Here is a 25,909-nt window from a genome sequence, read left to right as displayed (position 1 = left end):
CCACGAGCGCCCGGGTGGCAAACCGTCCGGTTGCCGTGGAAGGAACGAACGACGTGAGACCCACGCCGTCGAGCTCTACAGGAGAGCGTGCGAGATGCCATCCTCGGGTGGGAAGGACACCCCGTCAGGCTATTTCCGGCGGCTCGGCCGCCGACTGACGGAGGACCTGGATCGTTTGGATGCCGAGGAGCTCGCCGAGACGTCGGAGGCGTCGGGTGCGTGCCGGGCATCGGAATGTCGGCGTGGTGAGGAAGTCACCATGGTCGGCCGGCTCCGGAGCGTGGAGGCCTGTCCCAAGGCCGGCGGCGCCGAGGTGGCCGCCGAGTTCTTCGACGGCACCGACAGCGTCGAGCTGGTTTTCATCGGCAGGCGTCGTATCCCCGGAATCGAACCGGGCCGTCGTATTCTGGTCCGCGGCCGTGTCGGTGAACGTGACGGCGGCAAGGTCATCTACAACCCCTACTACGAACTGCGCGGGAATTCCTGACACTCATGCCGAACCCCACCAGCAGCGGCGAGGGCCGCGATCCCGCCGAGCCCTACGGTGCGGCGGCCTTCGATCCACCGACGGTTCGCATCGATCCGGCCGCAGCGGCCGACGAGCCGCCGTTTCGCCTGGAGAACGCCCTGCTGGACGACGATATGCAGGCGCTGGTCGACGCCGAGCGCGCCGCCGACACCGAGCACGGTGACGGCGCCGACGAGCCCGAACCCACCCTGCTCGAGCAGATGGGCGGCCTGTCCGGCCTGATCTACTCCTCCCTGCCGGTGCTGGTGTTCGTGCCGGTGAATTCGCTGCGCGGCCTGACCGCCGCCATCTGGGCGTCGCTGGGCGTGGCCGCGGCGATCCTGGTGTGGCGCTTGGTGCGTCGCGGTCCGATCCAGCCCGCCATCTCGGGTTTCCTGGGGGTGGGCCTGTGCGCGTTCATCGCCTACCGGATGGGTGAGGCGAAGGGTTTCTTCCTGTTCGGCATCTACGCGAGCCTGGTGTACGGCGGCGCGTTCCTGCTGTCCCTGGTGGTGCGCTGGCCGTTGGCGGGCGTGATCTGGGGTGCGCTGAACGGGCACGGCACCGGGTGGCGCTCCGACAAGCGCGCGATGCGTCTCTACGACATCGCGACGGCGGTGTGGGCGCTGGTGTTCGTGGCCCGCTACCTGGTCCAGAACCACCTGTACGCGGCCAACAGCACCGGTCTGCTGGCCGTGGCGCGGATCGGCATGGGCTGGCCGTTGACCGCCGTGGCGGCGCTGGTGACGTTCTGGGCGGTGCGCAAGGCCGGTCACCTGCCCTCTTCCGCCGCGAAGGCCGCTGAAGGCCAGGCCGAGGCCGGTCAGGGCCGGGGCGCCGCCCCCGATTCCACCGTCTAGACAGTCGTCCGATTCGGGCACTTATCGCGCTAAACCTTCGCCGCGCAACACCTTCGGGGCCATCGGGGGACGGGAGGGGGTGACCAACCCACCCCTGGGGTGCCTATTTCGGCGGCCTCCCGGCGAGCACGATCTTTCTCAGAAGCTCTAACAGGCTACGGAGAAAGGAACGCGGAGTGGTTACCGACGGCAAGGCAGTGGCAGCGCAGGATCGGGGCGAGGGGCTCGCGATCGCGGTGCAGACGGCAGCCTCGCGCCGGCACCCGGTGGGGCGGGGAGGCAGCAAGTCCGGCAGTGTGGCGACATCGGAATCCCGGCGTGCCGCAGCGGAATTGGAGATGCTGATCGGCCCGGCCGCCGCCGGTGACCGCGCGGCCGTCTCCGAGATTCTCAAGATCGTGTACCCGCTGGTGCGCCGCTACTGCGCGGCTCGCCTGGGCGGGGCGGGTCACCTGCACGTGACCGCGGACGATGTGGCGCAGGAGATCTGCCTGGCGACGGTGCAGGCCATCCCGCGCTACCGCGACCAGGGCAAGTCCTTCCTGGCCTTCGTCTACGGCATCTCGGCGAACAAGGTGGCCGACGCGTTCCGGCGGGCGCAGCTGCACCCGGCCTACCCGGTCGCGGAGTTCCCGGACGCCCCGAACACCGAGGCAGGCCCGGAGGAGCGGGCGCTGGCGATGGAGACCCGCCGCGCGACCCGCGACCTCATGCAGGTGCTGTCCTCGACCCACCGTGAGGTGCTGGTCATGCGGATCGTGCTCGGCTGGACGGCGGCCGAGACCGCCGAGGCCATCGGCACCAGCCCGGGCGTGGTGCGGGTGATGCAGCACCGCGCGCTCAACCGGCTGCGCGCCGAGCTGCGGGAGGCGTCCTGAGAGTTCGGGGAATGAAATACGGCGAATGGGCCGGGCGCAGGGGGTGCGCCCGGCCCATTGCCGTATCCGGAGCTGTTTCGGTTCGCGTGCGATCAGGCGGGGGCGGCGGTCGAGCCGAAGCCGTTGGCGCCGAGCGCCTTGCGTAGGTCGTCCTCGGCCTCCACGGAGGTGACGAACAGCAGTTCGTCCTCGCCTTCGAGCGGGTCGTCGCCCTGCGGGACGATGACGCGCCCGCCGCGCAGGATGGTGACCAGGGCGGCGTCCCGGGGCAGGGTGAGGGTGCGAACGGCCTTGCCGGCCAAGGGGGTATCGGTGGGCAGGGTGATCTCGACCAGGTTGGCCTGACCCTGCCGCAGCGTCATCAGCCGCACCAGATCGCCGACCGACACCGCTTCCTCGACGAGCGAGGCGAGCAGCCGCGGCGTGGACACCGCGACGTCGACGCCCCACGAGGAGTCGAAGAGCCACTCGTTGCGGGGATCGTTGACGCGGGCGACCACCCGATCGGCCCCGAATTCGGTCTTGGCGAGCAGCGAGAACACCAGGTTCACCTTGTCGTCGCCGGTGGCGGCGATGACCACGTCGTAGGTTTCCAGCCCGGCCTCTTCGAGCGTTTCCAGCTCGCAGGCGTCGGCGTGGGTCCAGACGGCGGCGGGCGCGCTGGTGGGGTCGATGTGGTCGAGGCGGCGTTCGAGCAGCATGACCTGATGGCCGCCGCGCAGCAGTTCCTGGGCGATGGAGCGTCCGACGGCTCCGGCCCCGGCGATGGCTACCTTCATCGGGCTTCCTTCACGATCAGTGCTCGGGGGCAGGGGGATTGGCGGCCAGGGCGACGGCTTCGCCCACGGTGCCGGAGGTGGCGGCGATGTAGACCAGGTCGTCGGCCTGCAGCATGGACTTGCCGGTGGGCAACACGCCCTGCCCGAAGCGGATCACGAAGGCCACGCGTGCTCCGATGGCCTCCTCGAGGTCGTGCACCGAACGCCCGTACCAGTTCTCGTGCACGTCGAGTTCGGTGACGGCGACGGTGCCGGTGGGGTCGCGCCAGGTGGTGGTGGACTGGTCGGCGACCAGGGTGCGCAGGAACCGGTCGGTGGTCCACGGCACGGTGGCGATGGTGGGGATGCCCAGGCGTTCGTACACCGCGGCGCGCTTGGCGTCGTAGATGCGGGCGACCACGCGCTCGACGCCGAAGGTCTCGCGGGCCACGCGGGCGGAGATGATGTTGGAGTTGTCGCCGGAGGACACCGCGGCGAAGGCTCCGGCGCGTTCGATTCCGGCCCGGGTCAGCACATCTCGATCGAACCCGACGCCGGTGATGCACAGGCCCGGGAAATCGCGGCCCAGGCGCAGGAAGGCGCTCGAGTTCTGATCGATCACCGCGACCTCATGGCCGATGCGCACGAGGGCGCGGGCGAGCGAGGAACCGACCCGCCCACATCCCATGATCACGACGTACACCGTACGAACCCCATTCCCGAAAACCGTGGTGCGGTCTGGTTGCCACCTGCTGGAAAACTTCGGCCGGGTGGCAACCGTACCGCTCGAGTTTCACTGCGGGCACTTTCCCCCTCCGGAACATGTTCAAACCGGAACCGGGAAAACCTCACACCCTCCGACGTCACCCTACGGTCGCGGGGCACCCGCGTCGCGCCGCGAACACGGCCGCTCCCGGACTGCCTTATGCTGCCAGGAGTGTCGAAGTTGACGACGGCCGCCAAGCGCATGCTGGTCGGCCGCCCATTCCGCAGTGATTCGCTCGGTCATACGCTGCTACCCAAGCGGATCGCCCTCCCGGTCTTCGCCTCGGACGCCCTGTCCTCGGTGGCATACGCCCCCGAGGAGATCTTCCTGGTGCTGTCGGTGGCCGGGCTGTCCGCCTACGTCTACGCCCCCTGGATCGGCCTGGCGGTCGCCCTGGTGATGGCGGTCGTGGTGGCCAGCTACCGGCAGAACGTGCACGCCTATCCCTCGGGTGGCGGCGACTACGAGGTCGCCACCAAGAACCTGGGACCGACCGCGGGCTTGACGGTCGGCAGTGCGCTGCTGGTCGACTACGTGCTCACGGTGGCGGTGTCGATCTCCTCGGCGGCGTCCAATATCGGGTCGGCGGTGCCGTTCGTCTCGACGCACAAGGTGCTGTTCGCGGTGTGCGCGATTGTGATCCTCACCGCCATCAATCTGCGTGGTGTGCGCGAGTCCGGCACGGCGTTCGCGATTCCCACCTATGCGTTCATGATCGGCATGTTCGTCATGCTGATCTGGGGTTTCGTCCGGATCTTCCTGGGGCAGACCGTGCACGCCGAGTCCTACGGGTTCGGGCTGAAGGCCGAGGACGAGCATCTGTTCGGGCTGGCGTTCGTGTTCCTCATCGCCCGCGCCTTCTCCTCCGGCTGTGCGGCGCTGACCGGTGTCGAGGCGATCAGCAACGGCGTGCCCGCCTTCCGCAAACCCAAGTCCCGCAATGCCGCGACCACCCTGCTGCTGCTCGGTTGTATCGCGGTGACGCTGTTCATGGGCATGATCGTGCTCACCCAGAAGGTCGGCATCGTCTACGCCCACGACACCGCCGACCTGATCGGCGCTCCGGCCGGATACGAGCAGAAGACCCTGGTCGCGCAGCTGGCGGGCGCGGTGTTCTCCGGCTTCCCGGCCGGGTTCTACTTCATCACCATCGTCACCGCGCTGATCCTGGTGCTGGCGGCCAACACCGCCTTCAACGGCTTCCCGGTGCTGGGTTCGATTCTGGCGCAGGACCGCTTCCTGCCGCGTCAGCTGCACACCCGCGGTGACCGGCTGGCGTTCAGCAACGGCATCCTGTTCCTGGCGGGTGCGGCGATCGCGTTCGTGGTGTTGTTCGGCGCGGAGGTGACGCGCCTGATCCAGCTCTACATCGTCGGCGTGTTCGTGTCGTTCGTGCTGAGCCAGACCGGCATGCTGCGGCACTGGACCCGGCTGCTGCGCACCGAGACCGATCCCGCGCAGCGCAACCGCATGAAGCGTTCGCGGGTGATCAACGCCATCGGCCTGACCATGACCGCGACCGTGCTGATCATCGTGCTGGTCACGAAGTTCCTGGCCGGCGCGTGGATCGCGATCATCACCATGGCGGCGATCTTCGGCCTGATGAAACTGATTCGCCGCCACTACGACTCGGTGTCACGGGAACTCCACGAGGCCGAGTGGGACGGGGTGCTGCCCAGCCGCACCCATTCCATCGTGCTGGTGTCCAAGCTGCACATGCCGACCCGGCGCGCCATCGCCTACGCGCGCGCCACCCGCCCCGACACCATCGAGGCCATCACGGTCAACGTCGACGAGCCCGATACCCGCGCGCTGGTGCGGGAGTGGGAGGCCAGCGATATCGCGGTGCCGCTCAAGGTGATCGAATCGCCGTACCGCGAGATCACCAAGCCGGTGATGGATTACGTGAAGCGCGTCCGCAAGGCGTCGCCGCGCGACGTGGTCACCGTGTTCATCCCCGAATATGTGGTCGGCCACTGGTGGGAGCAACTGTTGCACAACCAGAGTGCGTTGCGCCTGAAGGGCCGCCTGCTGTTCGAGCCCGGCGTGATGGTGACCAGCGTCCCCTGGCAGCTGTCCTCCTCCGCGGGCCGCGGCCAGCCCGCCCGCGTGGTCAACGCCCCCGGCTCGGTGCGTCGCGGTTTCGGAGATGAGGCATGAGCGGACCCGACTGGTACGGCGAGGTTTTCGAGGTCCGGCTGGGCCCGCCCGGCCACGGCGGTTTCTGCGTGGCCCGCCACGAGGGCCGCGTCCTGTTCGTTCGCCACGGCCTGCCCGGCGAACTGGTCCGCGCCCTGGTCACCGAGGATCGCGGCGGCTCCTTCTGCCGCGCCGACGCCATCGATATCCTCGACCCCTCACCCGACCGCATCGACGCCACCTGCCCGGTCTCCGGCCCGGGCGGCGCCGGCTGCTGCGACTTCACCTTCGCCACTCCCGAAGCCCAGCGCGCCCTCAAACACCAGGTCGTCGCCGACCAGCTCCGCCGCCTCGCGGACTGGGAACCGGACTTCACCGTCGAACCGATCCCGGTCCCGTTCGGCCTGCCGACCGGTGCGGCAGCACAACAGGATTCCCGCACCGGCCTGATCGCACCGCCCGGCAGTCCCGGCCGCGCCGGCCGCGTGACGACCAATCTCAGTGCGGCCTTGCTCGCCAATCCGGCCGAATCCGGTTCGCGCGCTGCTGCGGTGCATCCGGCGGGCGGTGTCGCACCGGGCCGAATCGGCGGTGTGGCCACGCATGTGGCGAGCGACCTGCTCGCGCGGCCGGGTGTCGTCGGAAAGCCCGACCCGGTGTCGGCGGAACTGCCGGGCGCCGAGTGGTCGGCCGATGCGTATGCCGGTGGATGGCGGAGCCGGGTGCGACTCGTGGTCGACGCCGAAGGGCGGGCCGGGGTGCACCGGTATCGGAGTACCGAAGTGATGGCGGATCTGCGGTGTCCGCAGCCGATGGCGGGGGCCTTGGAGGGGATCGCCGAGCGGCGATGGACTCCGGGAGCCGATCTCGTGGTGGCTGTCGACGGGGACGGGATGCGGCATCTCGTGGAGCTCGCGCCTGCCGAGGACCGTCACGGCGGAGAGCCTGCGCGGCGTGAGAGGGGCGGCGGCGCAGGCGGTTCCGGCCGGGGCAAGGGTGATCGGCGTAGTACGGCGGCGCGGCGGGCCGCGGCGCACAGTGCGCGGACCGAGCGGGTGGTCGATGGGACCGGTCGTGCGGTGCAGTATGTGTCCGGGCGGCGTTGGGAGTTGTCGGCGACGGGGTTCTGGCAGCCGCATTACGGTGCGGCGCAGTGCTATTCGGATGTCGTGGCCGAGTGGGCCGACGCCGCTCCCGGATCGCTGGTGTGGGACTTGTATTGCGGTGTGGGTGTATTCGCGGCTCGGCTCGCGGATCAAGTCGGCCAAACCGGTGCGGTGCACGGTGTGGAGTTCGCGCGCACCGCGGTCACCGAGGGGCGCGCGGCCTTGCGGGACCTGCCGTGGCTGGACCTGACCGCCGAGCGGGTCGAGCGGTGGATCGTCGAACAGCCCGAGGCCGCGCCGGACGTCGTGGTGCTGGACCCGCCGCGGGCGGGCGCGGGCAAGGACGTGATCAACGCGCTCAGCGAGCGGTCTCCGCGCCGCATCGTCCACATCGGTTGTGACCCGGCCTCTTTCGCGCGCGATGTCGGCCTGTACAAGGCGGCCGGATATCACCCCGTCGCGCTGCGTGTTTTCGATGCGTTCCCGGGCACCCACCACGTCGAATGTGTGGCTGCGTTCGAGCGCTGACGGGTTTCGAGATCAGGGAGCTGTGTGCACGGGATGTCGTCGTATTCCCGCGCCGACGGCTCCCTGATCTTGTTGTGGCACAACCGCGGCGCGGAATCGGCGTGCCCCGGCAGCCGGATGGGCTGGCGGGTACGGGATTCGGTGCGTGCGCCAAGATGTGGCCCATGAGTACGTTGTCGGACCCGACGTTGGCGTCGGTCCTGGAGCTGATCTACGCCGATCAGTCGAAGTTCCACTCGCTCGAGGCGCTGCTGCTGGGGGTGGATCTCAAGCGGCCCGAGTATCAGGTCGATCTGTGGGTGAACGCGGACAGCTATTGGGGCCGGTTGGTGGGTCCGGTGTACGGGGCGCGGATGGCGGCGTCGGGCGGCAACGCGGAGGCGGATCGGGCGCTGCTGGATCTGGTCGAGGTGACGGTGGCGCGGTTCCTGCAGGGGGAGTCGTTGCAGCGCAAGCTGCTTCCGGCGTGGATGCCGCGGCTGCGGGAGGCGCTGCTGGCCGACGGCTATCGCGTGAAAGTCGATCGGGTGCCGGGGGAGGGGCTGGACGGCACGGTGCGCTGTCGCCTCAAACCCACCGCGACCCTGCCGGTCCGTTTCGCCGACCGGGTCGCCCTGCTCGAGACCGAACTGGAGGTGCGCGGCCAGCAGACCGCCCTCGACCATCTCCGCGCCGCCGTCAAACACTATGGCCGGGGCCGCTTTCCGGCCTGCGAGAAGCGTCTGCGCGCGGCTCTGCTGCAGGTGACCGCCTACGCCACTGGCACCGGCGATCTCGACGGCACCCGCAATGTCCGTCACCTGGTCGACACCGGCCGCCTCACCATCGCCGAGGGCACCCGCCTGCTGCACGACCTGCGCGCCCTGACCGCCGCGGACCCCTACCCGCACCGAACCCGCGCCGACGCCAGCCGATTCCGTGTCCAGCTCACTGTGATCCACGCGACCGCGCTGCTGGCCCAGGTCCAGCACTGAGTGTCGTTGCGGTGCTAGCCCAGTTGCCAGGTGACGCGGATGCTGGCGGTCATCTCGCTCTCGCCGAGTTCCACGGGTACCGCGCGGGGTGCGGCGGCCTTCATGTCGGCGGCGAAAGCGATGCGCGGCGGGGGCGTCGGTCCGGAGATGTTCTCGGTGATCTCCAGCACCGGCCCGAGCTTGCGGCCCGCCCGTGAGACGTACTGTTCGGCTTTGCTGACCGCGTGGTCCCAGGCTGCGTCGCGGGCGCGGATCATCAGCGATTCCTCGTCGGCCACTGTCAGGGTGAGCCCGCCCAGCCGCACGTCGTCGCCCCCGGCGGCGACCGCGTGCGCGATGGTCGCCGCGGGCCCGCCGTCGTTGCCCGCCTTGGCTTCTCCTTCGGGCCCGGCGACGTCGCGCAGCGTCACGGTCAGCGAAGTCCCGGCCGTGTATCCGACCAGCTTCTCCCGATTCCCATCCGTCCAAACGGTTTCCGCGCGCACGCTGAGCCCGCTGGTGCTGATGTCGCGCCCCTGCACGCCATCCCCGTGCAGGGCCGCGATGACCGCGTCCGCGCGTTCCCCGGCGCGCGCGTAGGCGACGGCCACGGTGTCGGCGCGGGTTTCCACGGAGATGGATACCCGCATGATGTCCGGTGTGGCCCCGGCGCTGCCGGATCCGATCATCGTGATGGTGCCGGCGTTATCACTGGTCACGGGGTCCTCCTCGGTCGGTGCGGGCGCAACCCAGCCGATGCTACCGACGCCCGTCGACTCCCCGTCCGTGCCGCGCGGACCGTTCGGCCGCGCGGTGCACCGGGTCCGGGTTCAGCCCGCCGGGTGTGTGGAGTCGGCGGTTTCGGAGAGTGTTTCGGCGAGTGTGCGTGCCCCCGTGGCGATCTCGCTCGCGGCGGCGAGGTCGAGGCGCAGGTCGAGGTCGGGTGCGTCGGCGGGGCCGTCGTGGTGGGTGAGGCCGGTGTCGGTGATGACGTAGTGGAAGGCGGTGTCGCCGATGCGGACGGTCACGGTGCCGGTGTGGACGATTTCGGCGACGGCGCGGCCCAGGGGCAGTGCGAACCAGTGGGCGCGGACGGCGTCGGTGGCGCGTTGCTCGCCGAGCTGGGTGGTGCCCCAGGCGGAGAGGGTGTCGAGGACCGGGCGCAGGGCCGCGCCGGCGTCGGTGAGTTCGTAGAGGGCGGTGCCGGCGCGGGGTCCGCTGCGGCCCGGCGCTGCGGCGGGTGGGCGGCGTTTGATGAGAATCCCGTCACGCTCGAGGTCCTTGAGTCGCGCGGCGAGCACGTCGGTGCTGATGCCGGGCAGGTCGGCGAACAGGTCGCTGTAGCGGCGCGGGCCCGAACACAATTCGCGGACCACCAGCAGGCTCCACCGGTCGCCGACGATGTCGAGGGCGCGGCTCACGGTGCAGTAGTGGTCGTAGCTTCGGCGTGGCACGATCCCACTGTAACCAACAACTTGGAAAAACAAAGTGCAAACTTGGAATTTCCAAGTAGAGTGTGCGGCAACCACACCGAGAAGGGGTCGTTCATGCAGGTGAAGCAGTCGAGCAAGCTGGCGGGCGTGTCCTACGAGATCCGCGGGCCGGTCGCCGAGCATGCCGCACGGCTCGAGTCCGAGGGGCATCACGTCGTGAAGCTCAATACCGGCAACCCGCTGACCTTCGGCTTCGAGGCGCCCGCCGAGCTCCTGCAGGACATGGTGCGCAATCTGCCGCAGTCCAGCGGCTACTCCTCGTCCAAGGGCCTGTTGTCCGCGCGCCGCGCGGTCGTGCAGTACTACCAGACCCTGGGTCTGTCCGAGCTCGACGTCGAGCAGGTCTTCCTCGGCAACGGCGTCTCCGAGCTGATCATGATGGCGATGACCGCGCTGCTCGAGACCGGTGACGAAGTCCTGGTCCCCGCACCGGATTTCCCGCTCTGGACCGCCGCCACCGCGCTCAACGGCGGCCGCCCGGTGCACTACATCTGTGACGAGCAAGCGGACTGGATGCCGGATCTGGCCGATATCGAGTCCAAGATCACCGACCGCACCCGCGCGCTGGTCATCATCAACCCGAACAACCCGACCGGCGCGGTGTACTCGCCCGAGGTGGTACGCCAGATGCTGGAGATCGCGCGCCGCCACAACCTGGTGGTGTTCTCCGACGAGATCTACGACAAGATCCTCTACGACGACATGGTCCACACCGCCACCGCCGCCCTGGCCCCGGATGTGCTGTGCCTGACCTTCTCCGGGCTCTCGAAGTCCTACCGTGCGGCCGGTTTCCGTGGTGGCTGGCTGGTGGTCTCCGGCCCGATCGAGCACGCCGAGAACTACCTGGAGGGCCTGACCATGCTGGCCGGGCTGCGCCTGTGCGCGAATGTCCCCGCCCAGCAGGCGATCCAGGCCGCCCTCGGCGGGCACCAGAGCATCTACGACCTGACCCTGCCCGGCGGCCGCCTGCGCGAACAGCGCGACCGCGCGTGGGAGGCGCTCAACGCGATCCCGGGCATCTCGTGCGTGAAACCCAAGGGCGCGCTGTACGCCTTCCCGCGCATCGACCTGGACATGTACCCGATCCACGACGACGAACAGTTCGTCCTGGACCTGCTGCTACGCGAGAAGATCCACATCGTGCAGGGCACCGGCTTCAACTGGCCGCGCCCCGACCACTTCCGGATCGTGACGCTGCCGCACGCCGATGAGCTCGAAGCGATCATCGAGCGCATCGGACGTTTCCTGGCGACCTACAAGCAGTAGGTCAGACCGGGCGGCCCGCGGTCATGCCGCCGTCGACGACGAACTCGGCGGCATTGCAATAACTGGATTCGTGGCCGGCGAGGAACACGACGACCGCCGTGACCTCCTCCGCCATACCGAGTCGGCCCAGGGTGTTGGCGGCGCGATCTGCGGTCGAACCCTCGGGCACGCCGATCATCGGGGTCAGGATCCCGCCCGGGTGAACGGAATTCACGCGCACCCCGTGCGGGGCCAGTTCCAGCGCCGCGGACTTGGTGAGTCCGCGCACCCCGAACTTGGAGGCGGTGTAGGCGTGCGCGCCGGGCACGCCCTGGATCCCGGCGGCCGAGGAGATGTTCACCACCGACGCCGGCCGGGCCGCCACCAGGGCGTCGCGGGCGGCGGTCAAACCCAGGAACGGGCCGGTGAGGTTGATCGACAGCGTCCGCTGCCACTGCTCCTCGGTGTAGGCGCCCAACGGTCCGAAGTCCAGGATGCCCGCATTGTTCACCAGCACATCGAGTTTCCCGAACCGCTCCACCGCCGCGTCCACCGCGACCCGCCAGTCCTCGGCGCTGGTCACGTCGAGGTGGACGAACGCCGCGGCCTTCCCGAGTTCGGCGGCCAGCTTCTGGCCCGCCTCGTCGGAGATGTCGCCGATGAGCACCGAGGCCCCCTCGGCCACGAACGCGCGCGCGTGCGACGCGCCCATTCCCGATGCGCCGCCACTGATCAGGGCTACCCGCCCGTCGAGCCGTCCGCTCATGCCCGCTGCCTTCCGTCGAGATCGATGATGGTCCGCTCCGGCCGGAACACGCAGCGGGTGGAGGTGTAGATGGTGGGCATGCACTTGTTGCAGTGCACGCACGCCGACTGCGTGGCCGCGTCGGATTGGATGCGCCGCAACAGGTTCGGTTCGCGCAGCAGCGCCCGACCCATGGCGACGAATTCGAAGCCCTCGGTGCGGGCCAGGTTCATGGTGTCGAGATTGGTGATGCCGCCCAGCAGGATCAGCGGCATGGACAGTTCGCGGCGGAACTGGCGGGCCCGCTCCAGCAGGTACGCCTCCTGATACGGGTACTCCTTGAGGAAGGCGCGCCCGACCACCTTGAAGCCCAGCCGCGCCGGGCCGGGCAGGACTTTCGCGAAGTCGGAGCGGGGCGCGTCGCCGTGGAACAGCAGCATCGGGTTGAGCAGTGAACTGCCCGCGGTCAATTCGAGGGCGTCGAGTGCGCCGTCGGCCTCCAGCCAGGCGGCCACCTGCACGCTCTCGGGGATGGTCAGTCCGCCGCGGCGGCCGTCCTCCATGTTCAGCTTGGCGGTCACCGCGAGCCGGTCGCCGACGGCTTCGCGCACCGCGCAGGCGATTTCGCGGGCCAGCCGCGCCCGGTTGACGAGGGCGCCGCCCCAGCGGTCGCGGCGTCGGTTGAGCAGCGGGCTCAGGAACGAGCTGACCAGATAGTTGTGGCCGAAATGGATTTCGACGGCGTCGAATCCGGCCTGCTCGGCGAGCAGCGCGGCGTTCGCGTGCGCGCTGATGAGTTCCCGGATCTCGGCGTCGGTGGGCACCTTCATGGCCTGCATGCTGAGCGGGCTGAACATGCGGCTGGGCGCGAGCGCGGGCACCCGATTGGAGGCGGCGTTGGCGACCGGCCCGGCGTGCCCGATCTGGGCGCTGGCGGCCGCGCCCTCGGCGTGCACCGCGTCGGTCAGTTCGCGCAGTCCCGCAACCGCTTCGGGTCGCATCCAGATCTGGTGGCGGTCGGTCCGCCCGCCCGGCGCGACCGCGCAGTAGGCGACGGTGGTCATGCCGACCCCGCCCGCGGCGACCTCGCGATGGAACTCGATCAGTTCGGGGGTGACCAGCGCCTTGGGTGTGCGGCCCTCGAAGGTGGCGGCCTTGATCACCCTGTTGCGCAAGGTGATCGGGCCGAGTTTCGCGGGTGCGAAGATGTCGTTCATGGTTGTTCTCCCGGTGCGGTGAGGCCGGCCACCACGAAAGTGCGCAGGGCCGTGAGCGCTGATGCGGGCATCCCGTGATCTTCGATCTCGGGTGCGCCGAAACGCATGATGATCAGGTCGAAAGCCAGCATCCAGCGCTGGGCGGCCTGGCTCCGTTTCAGTTCGGGCAGTAGTGGCGCCCAGGAATCCATCTGGAACCACGGCCCCTGCCAGGTGGTCAGGTGCCGGCCCAGTACGAAGCGGGCCAGCAGCCGTAAGTGCAAGCGCCCCAGGGGATCGGCGGCCAATTCCACGAACGGCGCGAGGATGGTGTCCACCACCGCCGGCACCGAATCCCGGCCGCCGCTGGCCCCGGCCAGCCCTTCGGCCCATAACGGTCCGAGCCGATCCTCGATGAGCGCGCCGACCAGCGCCTCTTTCGAGCCGAAGTGGTAGTGGACCGCCGCCGGATTGGCCCCGGCGGCCGCGCAGACCGCGCGCACGGACACCTCGTCGTACGGCTCGGTGAGCAGCAACTGCTCCGCGGCGGCGATCAGCCGTTCGCGGGTTCCCGCGACGGGTGCTTTCTCGACCATGCCAAGCAGTGAAACACGTCTCAATCAGTAATTCAATCAGTGATTGAAATACTGATGGGAAGGGTCCCGGTGAACGGTCAGTCGGACTGAGCCCAGGCCGCGACCGGCAGGGTCAGGTAGACGCCGATGCTGCCCTCGACGAACTTCTCGACATCGGCGAGCAGCCGGTCACAGCGCTCCTGCCGGTTCTCGGCGCGGCTCTCGAAGTACTTCGAGCGGATCTCGATGAGCAGGTCCAGGCCGGATCGGTCGAACTTCCCGAGCGGGCGGAATCGGATCTCCACATCGCCGGGCTGCAGATCGCCGTCGTAGGGTTCCTCGGGGCATTCGACCGCGGTCGACACCAGGTGCGGCAGCCATTCACCCAGTTCGCGCAGCACGGTCTCGGGGAGTTCCGGCTTGTAGGTCACCTCGACGAGGGGCATCGCCTCAGTCTATGGGCCTTGATTTCCGGGTTTCGAGCGCGCGGGCGAGAACCTCCTCGATCACCTCGCTCTTGGCGTTCGCGTAGGCGTCACCTGGACGACGAAGGTGTCGGCCGATGGCGTGGTCGTCCATGGTGGCCATGGGTTCCGCCGAGGGTGTCCGCGCGATCAGGAGGTGCGGACGCTCGCGATGATCTGCTTGGCCTGGTCGGCGGGCAGCTCGCCCGGCGTACCGCGGTCGACGAGGACGGCCAGCACCAGCAGGGCGTTCTTGGGGCCGGTGAAGGCGAAGGTGTAGATCGAATAGGAGGTGGTGGCGCAGCCCGACAGCGACGGCTTCCACGTGCCCGCGGACTCGACCTGCTGACCGGCGATGCCGCTCTTGGTGGTGACCGCGGCCGGCGCGCCCGGCTTGCCGCCCGAGGGATCCGAATAGCCGCCCTGCGCCGAGATTCGCGCCACCTTGGTGGCGGCCGCGCCCGCATCGCCGCCCTCGGCGCGGGTGACGAACGCGAGGGTCCGGTAGGCCGAGCCGGGACAGTAACCGTTGCCCTCGGTGGCCTTGCCGTGCCCGACGAAGGAGCCGTCGGCGCCGTTCTGCAGTTCAGTGTCGGAGCGGTCGGCGATGGTCCAGCCGTCGGGCACGTCGTAGCTGATCCCGTAATCCGGGACGGTCACGGTGTTGCCGCCGGGCTTCGGCGCCCCGGACTTGGACGGACCGGTCGCCGACGGACTGCCCGGGCGGCTGGTCGGGGCCGAGCCCACGGTGCTGGTGGGTGCGGCGGTGGTGCCGCCGGACGAGTCGCGGGTCAGCGCGTACGCCGCGATTCCGCCGCCGACCAGCACGATCACGCCGACGATCGCCGCCACGATCAGCCAGGTGCGATTGGGTCCGCCACCGGGCGCCGGCATCGGCTGCCCGTAACCCGGAATCGCCGGCTGCCCAGGGTAATTCGGGGGAACCTGCTGGCCCGGATACTGGCCGGGGTACATCGCCGAGGGGTCCTGCCCGGGGAATCCCTGCACGGGCGTTTGCCCGGTGTAGGTCGCGGTCGGCTCGTATCCCGGGTAGTTCGAGGCGGGTGCTTGGCCGGGGTAGACCGCGGTCGGCTCATAGCCGGGGTGGTTCGGGACGGGCGTTTGACCGGGGTAAACGGCGGTCGGTTCGTATCCGGGGTAATTCGGGACCGGCGTCTGCCCCGGGTAGACCGCAGTCGGCTCGTACCCGGGGTGGTTCGGGACGGGCGTTTGACCGGGGTAGACCGCGGTCGGCTCATAGCCGGGGTGGTTCGGGATGGGCGTCTGTCCCGGGTAGACAGCGGTCGGCTCGTAGCCGGGCTGATTCGGGACGGGAGCTTGTCCCGGTTGCCCCGGGGTCGGGTGGTAGCCGGGGTGGACCATCGTCGCTTCCGGCGTCATCGGCTGCTGCCCAGCGTAATTCGTCGTCGGCTGCTGTCCCCACGCCTGCTGGTTCGGGTCCTGCGGCGAATGTGCGCCGGGCGCACCGGAACTCGCGGGGTCCTGGGGGTTCCGCCACTGATCATGGTTGTCGGTCACGCTGTTTCGCCCCTGTCCCCGGCGTGCTTCCGCCGCTCGGGGCCCACCCTATCGGGTGCGTTTCAGGCGTGCTCGTCGGGCGCTTCCGGTTCGGCCCCGGCGGCGGGCGGTGTCGCGGCGGGGGACACGCGGATCACCCCGGCGTCGAGGTCGAGGCTGACGCGCGGCCGATGCATCTGGCCGCCGCTGTCTTCGCTGCCGTCGTCCTCGAGCTTCTTGCCGGGGAACAGTTCACCTATGACACCCACGAATCCACCATAACCGTCAGCCGCGGTGGTAGCGCGGACCCTGGAACCCGTAGCCGCGCCGACCCCGCGCGAACGCGAAGAACAGCACCGGGAACAGGAAGAACGGGAAGATGTGGGTGACGATGGCGAACACGAACGCGAGCACCACCAGCGCGCCCGCGCCCACCGGAACCAGCGGCAGCGCGCGACGTGGCGCGGGCGGAGTGGGAGCCTGCTGGGCCGGTGGTTGCGGGCGGGGCAGGTCGCTGAACAGGACCGCCAGTTCACCCGCGGTCTTGGCGGCGTAGGCCCGGCTCACCCGGTCGTCGTATTCGGTGAGGTCGAGGCGGCCGGCCGCGAAGTGCTCGCCGAGCGCCGCGGCGGCCTGTTCGCGTTCGGTGGTGCCGACGCGCACGGTGGGCGGCCCGTAGACCGCGGGATCGAAATCGGTCATGACAATCCGCCTGGTGGGAGGGAAGCAATCTCGTTGTCCGCCAGCGTAGGCGCGTTCGCGGCGGCGCGCCTGCACGCGAAGGCGTAAACCGGGCTACGCCTGCGGGCGTATGCCGGGTGTCGAGGTCAGACTCCGCCGTGGGCGGCGACCGCGCGCACGGCGGCGTCGGCCTGCGCGTAGGCGGCGGCCGCCAGCCGTTCCAGCAGCGCGAGTTTGAGCTGCGGGGCGGCGTTGGTGAGTTCGTCGAACCGCGCGGGCGGCAGCACGGCCACCCGGACCGTGGTCTCGGCGTACACGTCGTTGGCGTATCGCATGTCCGCCAGCATCGAGGTCTCGCCGAACGACATGCCCGGGGTGAGGGTGATCAGCCGGTGCCGCCGATTGTCGCGATCGGTGAAGGTGAAGCGGACGCGTCCGTCGAGGATGAGGAACAGTCCGCAGCGTGGACTGTCGCGCGGCACGATGAGCTCGCCGCGCGCGATGGTGCGGGTCTCGAATTCCTTTGCCAGCCGCTCCCGCTCGTCGTCGGGTATCGCGGCGAGCGCGGGATGCTCGTCGACGGTGAGGGCGGCCGGGCCTTCCTGCCCGGCGGGCCGGTGCTGGTCGAGCACGAGTTGTTCGCACCATTCGGTGGCGGCGTCGCGGTCGATGAACACGCGTCCGTGTATGTCGGCCGGGTCCAGGCTGGAGGCCAGCTGTCCGAGCTTGCCGTCCGGATCGACCAGTCCCACAGGGCAACCGGCGGCGGCCAGTTCGGTGCGCAGGTCCTCGAGCATGCGGACGGCGATCGGGCTGACATCGCCGACCTCGCGCAGATCCAGCACCAGGGCCTCGAGTTCTCCGGGGGTGTCCTCCACGGCGCGCACGGTGGATTCGGCTCCGGCGAACAGCAGGTCGCCGTGTAGTTCGAAGATGCGCGCGTGGTCGCCGAATTCGCGCAGCACCGCCAGCTCCTCGGCGTCGCGGCGCAGCCGGGAGGGCGCGTCGGCGACGGTGTAGGCGGTCCGGATCGCGGTGTGCGCGGCCCGGGTCACGTGCAGGAAGTGCAGTCCCAACCGACTCGACAGCTCCCGGCACGCCTTGACCCCGCGCACGCTGCTGCCGTGCGCGTCCAGTCGCGGCGAGTACACGGCGATCCCGATCTGCCCCGGCAGCACCGCCAGGATGCCGCCGCCCACACCGCTTTTGGCGGGCAGCCCGACCGTGGTCACCCAGTCCCCGGCGGCGTCGTACATGCCGCAGGTGGTCATGACCGACAGCACCTGTTCGACCAGCGGTCCGGTCAGCGCTCGTTCCCGGGTGAGCGGGTTCACCCCGTTGTTGGCCAGGGTGGCGGCCATGACGGCGAGATCGCGGCAGGTGACGTCGATCGAGCACTGCCGGAAGTAGCGGTCCACCGCCTCGTCGGGGTCGACGTCGATGATGTTCGCGCCGCGCAGCAGGTACCCGATGGCGCGATTGCGGAATCCGGTGCGCGCCTCGGAGGCGTAGACGGCGTCGTTCATGGTGAGTTCGCGTCCGGCGAATCGGCTGTAGCTGCGCCGGATTCGGGCGAAGCGGTCGGCGGCGTCGGTGCCGTTGATCAGTCCGGCCGCCGCGATGGCGCCGGCGTTGATCATCGGATTGCGCGGCCGCTGGGTCTGCGGGTCGAGGCTGATCTCGTTGAACGGCTCGCCGGTCGGTTCCACGTCGATGTGCCGGGCGACTTCGGCGACCCCGCGATCGGCCAGCGCGAGCGCGTAGGTGAAGGGCTTGGAGATCGATTGAATCGTGAACGCGGCGTCCAGATCTCCGCTGCCGTAGATCCGCCCGTCCGCGGTTGCCAGGCAGATGCCGAACGAATCGGGTTGCACGGCGGAGAGTTCGGGAATGTAGTCGGCGAGCGTTCCCGATGTGTCGGCCCGGCAGAGCTCGTACACTTCGTCGATGATGCGGGCCACGACGCCGCCGGAGGGGACCACAGGCCCAGCGTAACGGGCGTAATCTGTGTTGAGCCTCACATCTGTTACGGATGTCGCAGGTGGCGTTTCGTTCCTGGCATCGGGGGCCGGAAAGGGCTCCGTAGACTGTTGCAAACACAGGAGACATCCGGAGGGAGCAATAGCCGTGGGAGTGCTTTCCCGGGTCGACATGCCCGAGGACCTGCGCCGGCTGTCGGTACCGGAGCTGCATGAGCTGGCCGAGGAGATCCGCGAGTTCCTGGTGCGGAAGGTCGCCGTCACCGGCGGGCACCTCGGACCGAATCTCGGCGTCGTGGAGCTGACCATCGCGTTGCATCGGGTCTTCGACTCGCCTGCCGACCCGATCATCTTCGACACCGGGCATCAGGCCTACGTGCACAAGATCCTCACCGGCCGCAAGGACGGGTTCGACACGCTGCGCAAAGAGGGCGGGCTGTCGGGCTATCCGTGCCGAGCCGAGAGCGCCCACGACTGGGTGGAGTCCTCGCACGCCTCGGCCTCGCTGTCCTACGCGGACGGACTGGCCAAGGCGTTCGCGCTGACCCGGCAGAAGCGGCACGTGGTCGCGGTCGTCGGGGACGGGGCGCTGACCGGCGGCATGTGCTGGGAGGCGTTGAACAATATCGCCGCCGGGCAGGACCGCTCGGTGATCGTGGTGGTCAACGACAACGGCCGTTCGTATGCCCCGACCATCGGCGGTCTCGCCGAGCGGCTCGCGGGTCTGCGCACCCAGCCGGCCTACGAGCACGCGCTCGACGCCACCAAGCGGATCGTGCAGAGCATTCCGGGCGTGGGTGATTCGGCGTACTCGATGCTGCACGCGATCAAGACCGGCATCAAGGACGCGGTCGCGCCGCAGGAGCTGTTCAGCGATCTCGGGGTCAAGTATGTGGGCCCGGTGGACGGGCACGATCAGGTCGTGTTGGAGGCCGCGTTGCGGCGGGCCAAGGACTTCGGTGGTCCGGTCATCGTGCACGCGGTGACGCAGAAGGGTCGCGGCTACAAGCCGGCCGAGGATCACGAGGCCGATCAGATGCACGCCATCAACCGGATCGACCCGGAGACCGGTGTGCCGGTGGGCGGTCCGTCCGGTCCGAGCTGGACCTCGGTGTTCTCCTCGGAACTGATCGCGCAGGCCGAGCAGCGCGACGACATCGTGGCGATCACCGCCGCCATGCCCGGGCCGACCGGTCTGACGCCGTTCGGTGATCGCTTCCCGGACCGCATGTTCGATGTCGGCATCGCCGAGCAGCACGCCATGACCTCCGCGGCCGGTATGGCCCTGGGTGGTCTGCACCCGGTGGTCGCCATCTACTCCACCTTCCTCAACCGGGCCTTCGATCAGCTGCTGATGGATGTGGCGCTGCTGAAACTCCCGGTGACGCTGGTGCTCGACCGCGCCGGCATCACCGGTGACGACGGTGCGTCGCACAACGGCATGTGGGATCTGTCGGTGCTGGGCATCGTCCCCGGCATCCGGGTCGCCGCCCCGCGTGACGCGGTCCGGCTGCGCGAGGAGCTGGGGGAGGCCCTGCACATCAGTGACGGTCCCACCGCGATTCGCTTCCCGAAGGGCGCTGCCGTCGAGGAGATTCCGGCGGTGGAGCGTTTCGAGGGCGTGGACGTGCTGCGTCTGCCCGATGCGGATGACTCCGCGTACTCGGTGCGCGCCGATGTCCTGCTGGTCGCGGTCGGCGCGTTCGCCGGGCTCGCGCTCGAGGTGGCGGATCTGCTGGAGGCCGAGGGTGTTTCGGTGACCGTGGTGGATCCGCGCTGGGTGCTGCCGGTCTCGGACACGCTGGTCAAGCTGGCCGGGAATCACCGCCTGGTGGTCACTCTCGAGGACAGTGGCCTGCACGGCGGTATCGGTTCGACGGTCTCGGCGCGGCTGCGTGGTGCGGGTGTGGATGTCCCCACTCGCGATCTCGGTGTGCCGCAGCATTTCCTGGATCATTCCGCGCGCGGCAAGATCCACCAGGATCTCGGCCTCGTTCCCGGCGAGGTCGCGCAGCGCGTGCACGGCTGGCTCGGTGGGGTGTCGAGCGATGAGCTGTCGGCCTCGGGTGAGGATCTCGCCGAGGCGCTGCTGCCCGCCGCCGAGTAATCGGTTCGAGCTCACGGACCCGCGATCATCCGGTCGCGGGTCCGTTCTGCTTTTCGGGGCCGGACTCCTCGCGTAGATTCTGTAACAGGTTACAGTTTTCTGGTCAGGAGTTCGGATGTCCTTTGTGCTGGTCGAGAAGCCGCGTCCCCAGATCGCGCTGGTCACGTTGAACCGGCCCGACCGGATGAACGCCATGGCGTTCGACGTCATGGTGCCGCTGCGCGAGACCCTCGAGGAGGTGTCCGCCGACAACGAGGTGCGTGTGGTGGTGCTCACCGGCGCCGGGCACGGCTTCTGCTCGGGCGCGGATCTGCAGCACGCGGGCCGGGTGCCCGGTGTAGAGGGCTTGACGCGCACCACCATCGGCCGCCGCTCGATGGAACTGCTCGACAATGTGATGCTCACGATCAAGCGCATGCATCAGCCGGTGATCAGCGCCATCAACGGCGCGGCCATCGGTGGCGGTTTCTGCCTGGCCATGGGCACCGACATTCGAATCGCCTCGGAGGACGCGTATTTCCGCGCCGCGGGCATCAACAACGGCCTCACCGCCGCCGAGCTCGGCATCAGTTACACCCTGCCGCGCGCCATCGGTTCCACCCGCGCCTTCGAGATCATGCTCACCGGCCGTGACGTGGATGCCGCCGAGGCCGAGCGCATCGGCATCGTCTCCCGCGTGGTCCCCGGCGACAAGCTTCTGGAAGCCGCCTACGACACCGCCGACCAGATCCTGCGCTGGAGCCGCAGCGGCGGTGAACTCACCAAGCGCCTGTTGTGGAGCGGCCTCGAGGCGGGCAGCTTCGAATCCCACATGCAGACCGAGGGCATGGCCCAGCTCTACGTCCGCCTCACCACCGAGAACTTCGACGAGGCCGTCCGCGCCCGCCGCGACCGCCGCCCACCCAACTTCCTGGACTGAGATCGCCCCGGGAATCGGTGAGCGGCGGCCCGGGTCCCTCGGCTCCCTGCCGAGCCGAGGGACAGGATCACCGGCGGCTGCCGCTGCCGGTCGGGAACAGCTGCGAGCTGCCCGCGCTGGGGAAGGCGATCTTGGGGAGCGCGGCGCTGCCGGAGACCGTGCCGTCCCCGTGGCAGGGAGTCTGCGCGGGCGGCGTGACGCTGGTCGACCCTGCCGGCGCGGCGACGACGGTGACGGTGGTGTCCGCGAAGTCGGAGCCCTGCATCACGCGGATCTTGTGCGTTCCCGATGTGGTCGGAACCCAGGTGATGTGCGTGTAATTGTGGATCCCGTCGGTGCTGGTCGCCATGGTGCCCGCGACGCAGGTTCCGTTGTCGAAGCCATCCACGAAGCGGTTGATCTGCGCTCCGTCGAGTCCGTAGTCCGTCCCGTACGACGCAGAAATGGTGTAGGCCTGTCCCACGACATACGACCCCGGCGTCACGCACGGTGTCGACGCTGCCGGGTCCGACGGACAAGCCAGGATCTGGACCGGACCGACGTCCGCGAGGGCGGTGGGCGCGGTCAATACGGTGACCGCCGCGCCGACGGCCAAAGTCGTTGCACCCCAGCCGATATGTCGCAGCGTCCGGGTCGTGTTCGGCATTCGTGAGCTCCTTCCTTGTTCCGAGTACTAGCTGCCGGGCAGCAGATTCGAACTGCCGGATCCGAAGCTGCCGCCGCCACCGCAGCCGCCCTGCTGGGGCTGCTGTGGCGTGGGTGTTCCGGGGGGTGCGGCGACCACGGTCACCGTCACCGAGTCCGTGAAACTGCCGCCACGGGTGGACAGGGTGTGGGTTCCCGCGGTGAGCGGAACCCAGGTGACGGAATTCGTGGCGCTGCCGAGGCAGGCGCCGTTGTCGTAGAAGCTGCTGACGGGGCTTTGGACGCTGGTGCCGTCGTAGGGTGCGATGACCGAATAGCTTTGTCCGACAACGTAGGACGCGGGTGTCGTGCAGGCTCGGTCCGAACACTCCTGCACCTCGATGCCGTGGATGCCTGCGGTGGCGACGGCCGATGACAGTGTGGTGAGTGTGCCGGCGACGCTGAGAAGTGTTGCGGCCCAGGCGATGTGGCGTGCGCGACGGTGGGTGGCGGGCATGGGTGATTCCTCGCTTCGTCCAGATTTCTGGTCGAGCGAATCCTGCCTTCACCAACGGTGAAATGTTCTCGCTTCACAAAAAGGCGTGACCCCCGACTTGCGGGGGCACCGAAACGGGGGTCAGTCCTCCGTGGAGTACAGCGCGGCGGTCAAGCGCGGGACGACGAGTGCCCGCTGCCAGGGCCGGGCACCGCCGGCGGCCAGGTAGTCCTCGATGAGGGCCGGGGCCTCGCCGTTGGTGACCGACTTGGGCAGCCCGTCCCAGCACATGCGGCGCAGCAGGTCGGGGGTGAGGAGGTTCTCGACCGGGACCGACACCTCGGTCGACAGCTCGCTCATGGCCGCGCGGGCGCGTTGCAGGCGGGCGGCGGCGGCCGGGTCGCGGCGTTCCCAACGGTTGACCGGGGGCGGGCCGTCGAAGGGCTGGGTGAGCGGGGGCAGCTCGTTGTCGGGCAGGGCGCGGGCGCGTTCGACCGCGCCGAGCCATTCGCGCGAGTAGCGGCGCTGGCGGGGCCCGCCGAAGATCGGCAGGGCGCGCAGGGCGGCGATGGACTTGGGCTCGCTGGTCGCGGCGGCCACGATGGCCGAATCCGGGAGGATGCGGGCCGGGGCCACGTCGCGCAGCCGGGCGAGGCGGTCGCGGGTGGTCCATAGTTCGCGGACGGTGGCGAGCTGGCGGGTGCGGCGCAGGGTGTGGATGCCGGAGGTGCGTCGCCAGCGGTCGGCCTTGGGGCCGGACGGCTCGGCGGTGCGGACGTGCTCGAATTCCTGTGCGGCCCACTCGGATTTGCCCTGGTCGGACAGGTCGGCGGCGACGGCGGCCCGCAGTTCGAGGAGTAACTCGACATCCAGGGCGGCGTAGTTCAGCCAGTCGTCGGGCAGCGGGCGGGTGGACCAGTCGGCCGCGCCGTGGCCCTTCTTCAGTTCGCGGCCCAGCAGCTTCTCCACCATGGCGGCCAGCCCGACCCGCTCGTATCCGGCCAGGCGCCCGCCCAGCTCGGTGTCGAACAGCTCGGCCGGGTACAGCCCCAGCTCGGCCAGCCCGGGCAGGTCCTGGTCGGCGGAGTGCAGCACCCACTCCAGGCCGTTGATGGCGTCCGCGAGCGGGGCCAGGTCGCCGTCGACCGGAATCGGGTCGATGAGGAAGCTGCCCGCGCCCTCCCGGCGCAGCTGGATCAGGTAGGCGCGATTGGAGTAGCGGAAGCCGGAGGCGCGCTCGGCGTCGACCGCGAGAGGGCCGGTGCCGGCGGCGAGGCTGCGGGCGGCCGCAGCCACATCGGAGGCAGAGTCCAGTACCGGCGGTACACCGTCCACTGGCGCGAGCAACGGTACCGCGGCAGTGGCTTCGGGTTCATCTGGTACGGACATGGTCTTGAACTCTACGGGTTGGGCAAGGGCGAGCCGCGTCACGTCGGTGAAACGACCGGCCGTGACACTGCGTCGGGCCATGGGGAATCGTACTCACCGGGTGCCGATTTCGTTGCAGTACAGATGTTCTGGCAGGCGGGAGGGGGTTTCCCGCCCGGGCGGGCGGGAATTCGACGATCAGCGGATCCGATCCGGGCCGCAATTATTCGGCGCCCTCGCCCCGGCGCACGTCCAGCCGGGTTACCCCCGCGGGCGGCAGTCCGGCCGCGTAGGCGAGCACCTCGCAGAACGCCTCCACGTGCGGGCGCAGGTTGGTGTCGGTCACGGTCCAGGAGGCCCGCACCTCGAGCTGGTGGGCGCGCGGCGGCCCGGCGATGTCGCCGTAGCGCACCGAGCTGGTCGCGGTGACCGTGCCGCCGAGCGCGGTGAACGGGGTGCGCGAGTCGAGGGCGTCGACCAGCCAGCTCCACGCCACCTCGGGCAGCAGCGGGTCGGCGGCCAGCGCGGAGTCGATGTCGGCCTGGCAATAGGCGACCAGCCGGAACACTCCGTGCCAGGCCTCCTGCCCGGCCGGATCGTGCAGCAGGATCAGGCGGCCGAACGCGTCCCCGTCGGAGTCGACGGGTACCACGTTGCTGTCGGGTCGCGTGACTTCCGCGCCGAGGGCGTAGGAGTACGGAGCGAGACGCTGGGGCGGGCGGATCGGTGCGAGTTCGATGCGGGGATGCACTGATGCGGTTCCCATGGCCTCGACCGCGGCGCGGAACCGAGCTGGTTCTTCGGGCTCCGGGGTCGGGGCAGCGCCGTCGCGGAAGTCGAGCGGTGTCACGAAACGCAACCGTAGACCCCTCGGGCACCCAGCAGTGCGAGGCGCGCCGCCGCGCCCCTTTACGATGGGCGGTGATGAGTACTCACGCCCGCCGCCAGCTGACCGATGCCCCGTTCCTCGCCGCCGCCACCGGTGGCGTGCCGCATCGGCGTCCGGTGTGGTTCATGCGACAGGCCGGCCGGTCTCTTCCGGAGTACCGGGAGGTGCGTGCCGGAATCGGCATGCTGGAATCGTGTTTCGATCCGGAGCTGGTGTGCGAGATCACCATGCAGCCGGTCCGCCGCCATCAGGTCGACGCGGCAATCCTGTTCTCCGACATCGTGGTTCCGCTCAAGGCCGCGGGCATCGACCTGGACATCGTGCCCGGTGTCGGCCCGGTCGTCGCGAACCCGGTGCGCACCGTCGCCGACGTGCGCGCCCTGCCCCGCCTGCGCGCCGAGGACGTGGGCGCGGTCACCGCGGGTGTGAAGCTGCTGCTCGACGCCCTGGGCGAGACCCCGCTCATCGGATTCGCCGGTGCCCCGTTCACTTTGGCGTCCTACCTGGTGGAGGGCGGGCCCAGCAAGAACCACGAGCGCACCAAGGCGATGATGCTCGCCGACCCCGAGACCTGGCACCACCTGCTGGGCGCGCTCACCGACATCACCATCGAATTCCTGCGCGCGCAGCTCGCCGCCGGCGTCGACGCGGTGCAGCTGTTCGACTCCTGGGCGGGCGCGTTGTCGCTGGCCCAGTACCGCGAATATGTTCTGCCGCACTCGGAGCGGGTGTTCGCCGAGGTCGCCGACGCGGGCGTGCCGCGCATCCACTTCGGTGTCGGCACCGGCGAGCTGCTGGGCGCCATGGGTGAGGCGGGCGCCGATGTGGTGGGCGTCGACTGGCGAATCCCGTTGAACGAGGCGGCGCGTCGGGTCGGCCCCGGAAAAGCGTTGCAGGGCAACCTCGATCCGGCCGTGCTGTTCGCGGGTCCGGCGGCCATCGACGCCGAGGTCCGCCGCATCGCCCGTGAAGCCGACGAGGCCATCACCTTGGGTGCGAAGGGACACATCTTCAACCTGGGCCACGGCGTGCTCCCCAACACCGACCCGTCGGTGATCACCGACACCGTCGCCCTGATCCACAGCCTGCCCACCCCGCTCTGACGGACGAACCT

Annotated in this window: 27 protein-coding genes; 10 read left to right on the top strand and 17 right to left on the bottom strand. The window is 69.6% G+C overall.

Annotation, left to right across the window (positions count from 1 at the left end; translation table 11 throughout):
* Positions 1 to 94 precede the first annotated feature (94 nt).
* The 3 genes from ACYVKL_RS36070 (at position 95) to ACYVKL_RS36060 (ending at position 2,246) form a co-directional block, all read left to right on the top strand.
* Positions 95 to 487 carry an OB-fold nucleic acid binding domain-containing protein gene (locus ACYVKL_RS36070; protein WP_379172857.1) on the top strand — a complete coding sequence of 131 codons (393 nt, stop codon included), beginning with the start codon at positions 95 to 97 and terminating at the stop codon, positions 485 to 487.
* Between the two features lie 242 nt (positions 488 to 729).
* Positions 730 to 1,368: a DUF3159 domain-containing protein gene (locus tag ACYVKL_RS36065; RefSeq protein WP_379173157.1), complete on the top strand. Its 639-nt coding sequence runs from the start codon at positions 730 to 732 to the stop codon at positions 1,366 to 1,368.
* A 296-nt stretch (positions 1,369 to 1,664) separates the two neighbouring features.
* The gene (locus ACYVKL_RS36060; protein ID WP_379173155.1) at positions 1,665 to 2,246 is read left to right on the top strand and encodes a sigma-70 family RNA polymerase sigma factor; all 582 of its coding nucleotides are present in this window, start codon (positions 1,665 to 1,667) and stop codon (positions 2,244 to 2,246) included.
* Between the two features lie 92 nt (positions 2,247 to 2,338).
* Here ACYVKL_RS36060 and ACYVKL_RS36055 read toward each other — a convergent pair whose 3' ends face one another.
* Together ACYVKL_RS36055 and ACYVKL_RS36050 are read right to left on the bottom strand one after the other, a co-directional pair.
* A complete protein-coding gene (locus ACYVKL_RS36055) occupies positions 2,339 to 3,025 on the bottom strand; it encodes a potassium channel family protein (RefSeq protein ID WP_379172855.1) in 687 nt (228 codons plus the stop codon).
* Positions 3,026 to 3,041: 16 nt separating this feature from the next.
* On the bottom strand, positions 3,042 to 3,707 hold the full coding sequence (locus ACYVKL_RS36050) for a potassium channel family protein (protein WP_213556565.1): 666 nt from the start codon (positions 3,705 to 3,707) through the stop codon (positions 3,042 to 3,044).
* 234 nt (positions 3,708 to 3,941) lie between these two features.
* On the opposite strand from ACYVKL_RS36050, the gene ACYVKL_RS36045 reads away from it, so the two are divergent.
* The 3 genes from ACYVKL_RS36045 to ACYVKL_RS36035 all read left to right on the top strand — a co-directional run bounded on the left by ACYVKL_RS36045 (position 3,942) and on the right by ACYVKL_RS36035 (position 8,517).
* Complete coding sequence (locus tag ACYVKL_RS36045) at positions 3,942 to 5,930, top strand: APC family permease (RefSeq protein ID WP_379172853.1); 1,989 nt, start codon at positions 3,942 to 3,944, stop codon at positions 5,928 to 5,930.
* The gene (locus ACYVKL_RS36040; protein WP_379172850.1) at positions 5,927 to 7,543 is read left to right on the top strand and encodes a class I SAM-dependent RNA methyltransferase; all 1,617 of its coding nucleotides are present in this window, start codon (positions 5,927 to 5,929) and stop codon (positions 7,541 to 7,543) included. The genes ACYVKL_RS36045 and ACYVKL_RS36040 overlap by 4 nt, the downstream gene beginning before the upstream one ends.
* Positions 7,544 to 7,707: 164 nt before the next feature.
* Positions 7,708 to 8,517 carry a hypothetical protein gene (locus ACYVKL_RS36035; RefSeq protein WP_379172848.1) on the top strand — a complete coding sequence of 270 codons (810 nt, stop codon included), beginning with the start codon at positions 7,708 to 7,710 and terminating at the stop codon, positions 8,515 to 8,517.
* 14 nt (positions 8,518 to 8,531) lie between these two features.
* Here the strand turns inward: ACYVKL_RS36035 and ACYVKL_RS36030 are convergent, their stop codons facing one another.
* Positions 8,532 to 9,215: an SIMPL domain-containing protein gene (locus ACYVKL_RS36030; RefSeq protein WP_379172846.1), complete on the bottom strand. Its 684-nt coding sequence runs from the start codon at positions 9,213 to 9,215 to the stop codon at positions 8,532 to 8,534.
* A 111-nt stretch (positions 9,216 to 9,326) separates the two neighbouring features.
* Complete coding sequence (locus tag ACYVKL_RS36025; protein ID WP_379172844.1) at positions 9,327 to 9,950, bottom strand: winged helix-turn-helix transcriptional regulator; 624 nt, start codon at positions 9,948 to 9,950, stop codon at positions 9,327 to 9,329.
* A 93-nt stretch (positions 9,951 to 10,043) separates the two neighbouring features.
* On the opposite strand from ACYVKL_RS36025, the gene ACYVKL_RS36020 reads away from it, so the two are divergent.
* Positions 10,044 to 11,255, top strand: coding sequence for a pyridoxal phosphate-dependent aminotransferase (locus ACYVKL_RS36020; protein WP_379172842.1), 1,212 nt, complete (start codon positions 10,044 to 10,046; stop codon positions 11,253 to 11,255).
* A gap of 1 nt (position 11,256) precedes the next feature.
* Here the strand turns inward: ACYVKL_RS36020 and ACYVKL_RS36015 are convergent, their stop codons facing one another.
* The 9 genes from ACYVKL_RS36015 to glsA all read right to left on the bottom strand — a co-directional run bounded on the left by ACYVKL_RS36015 (position 11,257) and on the right by glsA (position 18,395).
* The gene (locus tag ACYVKL_RS36015) at positions 11,257 to 12,000 is read right to left on the bottom strand and encodes an SDR family oxidoreductase (protein WP_379172840.1); all 744 of its coding nucleotides are present in this window, start codon (positions 11,998 to 12,000) and stop codon (positions 11,257 to 11,259) included.
* Complete coding sequence (locus ACYVKL_RS36010) at positions 11,997 to 13,196, bottom strand: NADH:flavin oxidoreductase (protein WP_379172838.1); 1,200 nt, start codon at positions 13,194 to 13,196, stop codon at positions 11,997 to 11,999. Before ACYVKL_RS36010 ends, ACYVKL_RS36015 begins: the two co-directional genes overlap by 4 nt.
* On the bottom strand, positions 13,193 to 13,771 hold the full coding sequence (locus tag ACYVKL_RS36005) for a TetR/AcrR family transcriptional regulator (RefSeq protein WP_379172836.1): 579 nt from the start codon (positions 13,769 to 13,771) through the stop codon (positions 13,193 to 13,195). Before ACYVKL_RS36005 ends, ACYVKL_RS36010 begins: the two co-directional genes overlap by 4 nt.
* Positions 13,772 to 13,848: 77 nt before the next feature.
* Positions 13,849 to 14,196: a hypothetical protein gene (locus ACYVKL_RS36000; protein WP_379172834.1), complete on the bottom strand. Its 348-nt coding sequence runs from the start codon at positions 14,194 to 14,196 to the stop codon at positions 13,849 to 13,851.
* A gap of 4 nt (positions 14,197 to 14,200) precedes the next feature.
* Positions 14,201 to 14,338: a hypothetical protein gene (locus ACYVKL_RS35995; protein ID WP_379172832.1), complete on the bottom strand. Its 138-nt coding sequence runs from the start codon at positions 14,336 to 14,338 to the stop codon at positions 14,201 to 14,203.
* Positions 14,339 to 14,364: 26 nt separating this feature from the next.
* Positions 14,365 to 15,753, bottom strand: coding sequence for a DUF8017 domain-containing protein (locus ACYVKL_RS35990; RefSeq protein WP_379172830.1), 1,389 nt, complete (start codon positions 15,751 to 15,753; stop codon positions 14,365 to 14,367).
* A 62-nt stretch (positions 15,754 to 15,815) separates the two neighbouring features.
* The gene (locus ACYVKL_RS35985) at positions 15,816 to 16,001 is read right to left on the bottom strand and encodes a hypothetical protein (protein WP_379172828.1); all 186 of its coding nucleotides are present in this window, start codon (positions 15,999 to 16,001) and stop codon (positions 15,816 to 15,818) included.
* Positions 16,002 to 16,017: 16 nt separating this feature from the next.
* Complete coding sequence (locus tag ACYVKL_RS35980; protein WP_379172826.1) at positions 16,018 to 16,434, bottom strand: DUF1707 SHOCT-like domain-containing protein; 417 nt, start codon at positions 16,432 to 16,434, stop codon at positions 16,018 to 16,020.
* Positions 16,435 to 16,559: 125 nt separating this feature from the next.
* Positions 16,560 to 18,395, bottom strand: a complete 1,836-nt coding sequence (gene glsA, locus ACYVKL_RS35975; RefSeq protein ID WP_379172824.1) for a glutaminase A — start codon at positions 18,393 to 18,395, stop codon at positions 16,560 to 16,562.
* 145 nt (positions 18,396 to 18,540) lie between these two features.
* On the opposite strand from glsA, the gene dxs reads away from it, so the two are divergent.
* Together dxs and ACYVKL_RS35965 are read left to right on the top strand one after the other, a co-directional pair.
* Positions 18,541 to 20,499, top strand: a complete 1,959-nt coding sequence (dxs, locus tag ACYVKL_RS35970; RefSeq protein WP_379172822.1) for a 1-deoxy-D-xylulose-5-phosphate synthase — start codon at positions 18,541 to 18,543, stop codon at positions 20,497 to 20,499.
* A gap of 115 nt (positions 20,500 to 20,614) precedes the next feature.
* Positions 20,615 to 21,418, top strand: a complete 804-nt coding sequence (locus ACYVKL_RS35965; protein ID WP_357195075.1) for an enoyl-CoA hydratase — start codon at positions 20,615 to 20,617, stop codon at positions 21,416 to 21,418.
* A gap of 67 nt (positions 21,419 to 21,485) precedes the next feature.
* On the opposite strand, the gene ACYVKL_RS35960 is transcribed toward ACYVKL_RS35965, so the two are convergent.
* The 4 genes from ACYVKL_RS35960 to ACYVKL_RS35945 form a co-directional block, all read right to left on the bottom strand.
* Positions 21,486 to 22,064 carry a hypothetical protein gene (locus ACYVKL_RS35960; protein ID WP_379172820.1) on the bottom strand — a complete coding sequence of 193 codons (579 nt, stop codon included), beginning with the start codon at positions 22,062 to 22,064 and terminating at the stop codon, positions 21,486 to 21,488.
* Positions 22,065 to 22,091: 27 nt separating this feature from the next.
* On the bottom strand, positions 22,092 to 22,559 hold the full coding sequence (locus tag ACYVKL_RS35955) for a hypothetical protein (protein ID WP_379172818.1): 468 nt from the start codon (positions 22,557 to 22,559) through the stop codon (positions 22,092 to 22,094).
* A 120-nt stretch (positions 22,560 to 22,679) separates the two neighbouring features.
* Complete coding sequence (locus tag ACYVKL_RS35950; protein ID WP_379172815.1) at positions 22,680 to 23,927, bottom strand: HRDC domain-containing protein; 1,248 nt, start codon at positions 23,925 to 23,927, stop codon at positions 22,680 to 22,682.
* 202 nt (positions 23,928 to 24,129) lie between these two features.
* On the bottom strand, positions 24,130 to 24,756 hold the full coding sequence (locus ACYVKL_RS35945) for a DUF3000 domain-containing protein (RefSeq protein WP_213556548.1): 627 nt from the start codon (positions 24,754 to 24,756) through the stop codon (positions 24,130 to 24,132).
* Positions 24,757 to 24,830: 74 nt separating this feature from the next.
* On the opposite strand from ACYVKL_RS35945, the gene hemE reads away from it, so the two are divergent.
* Positions 24,831 to 25,898: a uroporphyrinogen decarboxylase gene (gene hemE, locus ACYVKL_RS35940; protein ID WP_379172812.1), complete on the top strand. Its 1,068-nt coding sequence runs from the start codon at positions 24,831 to 24,833 to the stop codon at positions 25,896 to 25,898.
* The last annotated feature ends 11 nt before the right edge of the window (positions 25,899 to 25,909 follow it).

This window comes from Nocardia tengchongensis (assembly GCF_054781395.1).
Note: the sequence above shows the minus strand (reverse complement) of the source record. Positions and strands in the feature narration are given on the sequence as shown.

Excerpts from the sequence above, each read along its gene's own strand:
- ACYVKL_RS36070 (WP_379172857.1), top strand. The coding sequence starts at position 95 with ATGCCATCCTCGGGTGGGAAGGACACCCCGTCAGGCTATTTCCGGCGG.
- ACYVKL_RS36065 (WP_379173157.1), top strand. The coding sequence starts at position 730 with ATGGGCGGCCTGTCCGGCCTGATCTACTCCTCCCTGCCGGTGCTGGTG.
- ACYVKL_RS36055 (WP_379172855.1), bottom strand. The coding sequence starts at position 3,025 with ATGAAGGTAGCCATCGCCGGGGCCGGAGCCGTCGGACGCTCCATCGCC.
- ACYVKL_RS36040 (WP_379172850.1), top strand. The coding sequence starts at position 5,927 with ATGAGCGGACCCGACTGGTACGGCGAGGTTTTCGAGGTCCGGCTGGGC.
- ACYVKL_RS36035 (WP_379172848.1), top strand. The coding sequence starts at position 7,708 with ATGAGTACGTTGTCGGACCCGACGTTGGCGTCGGTCCTGGAGCTGATC.
- ACYVKL_RS36020 (WP_379172842.1), top strand. The coding sequence starts at position 10,044 with ATGCAGGTGAAGCAGTCGAGCAAGCTGGCGGGCGTGTCCTACGAGATC.
- ACYVKL_RS36015 (WP_379172840.1), bottom strand. The coding sequence starts at position 12,000 with ATGAGCGGACGGCTCGACGGGCGGGTAGCCCTGATCAGTGGCGGCGCA.
- ACYVKL_RS36010 (WP_379172838.1), bottom strand. The coding sequence starts at position 13,196 with ATGAACGACATCTTCGCACCCGCGAAACTCGGCCCGATCACCTTGCGC.
- ACYVKL_RS36005 (WP_379172836.1), bottom strand. The coding sequence starts at position 13,771 with ATGGTCGAGAAAGCACCCGTCGCGGGAACCCGCGAACGGCTGATCGCC.
- ACYVKL_RS36000 (WP_379172834.1), bottom strand. The coding sequence starts at position 14,196 with ATGCCCCTCGTCGAGGTGACCTACAAGCCGGAACTCCCCGAGACCGTG.
- ACYVKL_RS35995 (WP_379172832.1), bottom strand. The coding sequence starts at position 14,338 with ATGGCCACCATGGACGACCACGCCATCGGCCGACACCTTCGTCGTCCA.
- ACYVKL_RS35980 (WP_379172826.1), bottom strand. The coding sequence starts at position 16,434 with ATGACCGATTTCGATCCCGCGGTCTACGGGCCGCCCACCGTGCGCGTC.
- ACYVKL_RS35965 (WP_357195075.1), top strand. The coding sequence starts at position 20,615 with ATGTCCTTTGTGCTGGTCGAGAAGCCGCGTCCCCAGATCGCGCTGGTC.
- ACYVKL_RS35960 (WP_379172820.1), bottom strand. The coding sequence starts at position 22,064 with ATGCCGAACACGACCCGGACGCTGCGACATATCGGCTGGGGTGCAACG.
- ACYVKL_RS35955 (WP_379172818.1), bottom strand. The coding sequence starts at position 22,559 with ATGCCCGCCACCCACCGTCGCGCACGCCACATCGCCTGGGCCGCAACA.
- ACYVKL_RS35950 (WP_379172815.1), bottom strand. The coding sequence starts at position 23,927 with ATGTCCGTACCAGATGAACCCGAAGCCACTGCCGCGGTACCGTTGCTC.
- hemE (WP_379172812.1), top strand. The coding sequence starts at position 24,831 with ATGAGTACTCACGCCCGCCGCCAGCTGACCGATGCCCCGTTCCTCGCC.